Source organism: Leisingera sp. ANG-DT (genome assembly GCF_000813785.1).
Taxonomy (GTDB): domain Bacteria; phylum Pseudomonadota; class Alphaproteobacteria; order Rhodobacterales; family Rhodobacteraceae; genus Leisingera.
On the sequence record NZ_JWLE01000050.1, the window covers coordinates 1 to 1,151 of the forward strand.

The window sequence follows — 1,151 nt, forward strand, 5'->3', positions numbered from 1 at the left end:
CCGGCGCCGACGGTGCGGCCGCCTTCGCGGATGGCGAAGCGCAGGCCGTCTTCCATCGCGATCGGTGCGATCAGCTCAACGCCGAACTTCAGGTTGTCGCCCGGCATCACCATCTCGGTGCCTTCCGGCAGGGTCACGGTGCCGGTCACGTCGGTGGTGCGGAAGTAGAACTGCGGACGGTAGTTCGCGAAGAACGGGGTGTGGCGGCCGCCTTCTTCCTTGGTCAGGATGTAGGCTTCGGCTTCGAACTTGGTGTGCGGGGTCACGGAACCCGGCTTGCACAGCACCTGGCCGCGCTCAACACCGTCACGGTCCACACCGCGCAGCAGGGCGCCGATGTTGTCGCCCGCTTCACCGCGGTCCAGCAGCTTGCGGAACATTTCCACACCGGTGCAGGTGGTGGTGGTGGTGTCGCGGATGCCGACGATCTCGATCGAGTCGCCGACGTTGATCACGCCGCGCTCGACACGGCCGGTCACAACGGTGCCGCGGCCGGAGATCGAGAACACGTCTTCGATCGGCATCAGGAACGGCTGGTCAACCGCACGCGCCGGGGTGTCGATGTACTCGTCGACAGCCGCCATCAGCTCTTTGATTTTCTCTTCGCCGATTTCCGGCTTGTTGCCTTCCATCGCCGCCAGAGCGGAGCCTGCAACGATCGGGATATCGTCGCCCGGGTAGTCGTAGGAGGACAGCAGCTCGCGGATTTCCATTTCCACCAGCTCCAGCAGCTCTTCGTCGTCGACCTGGTCAACCTTGTTCATGAACACGACCATCTTCGGGATGCCAACCTGGCGGCCCAGCAGGATGTGCTCGCGGGTCTGCGGCATCGGGCCGTCAGCTGCGTTCACAACCAGGATCGCGCCGTCCATCTGGGCAGCACCAGTGATCATGTTCTTCACGTAGTCGGCGTGGCCGGGGCAGTCGACGTGCGCGTAGTGGCGGTTGTCGGTCTCATACTCGACGTGCGCGGTCGAGATGGTGATGCCGCGGGCTTTTTCTTCCGGGGCGCCGTCGATCTGGTCGTAGGCTTTGAAGTCACCGAAGTATTTGGTGATAGCCGCGGTCAGAGTGGTCTTGCCGTGGTCAACGTGGCCGATGGTGCCGATGTTGACGTGCGGTTTATTACGTTCAAACTTTTCCTTAGCCAT

1 protein-coding gene is annotated in these 1,151 nt (G+C 62.8%); it reads right to left on the bottom strand.

Translation table 11 applies throughout. The annotated features are described in order from the left end of the window. The coding region (gene tuf / locus RA21_RS21420) for an elongation factor Tu (RefSeq protein WP_039152542.1) at positions 1–1,151 on the bottom strand (1,151 nt) is incomplete at both ends.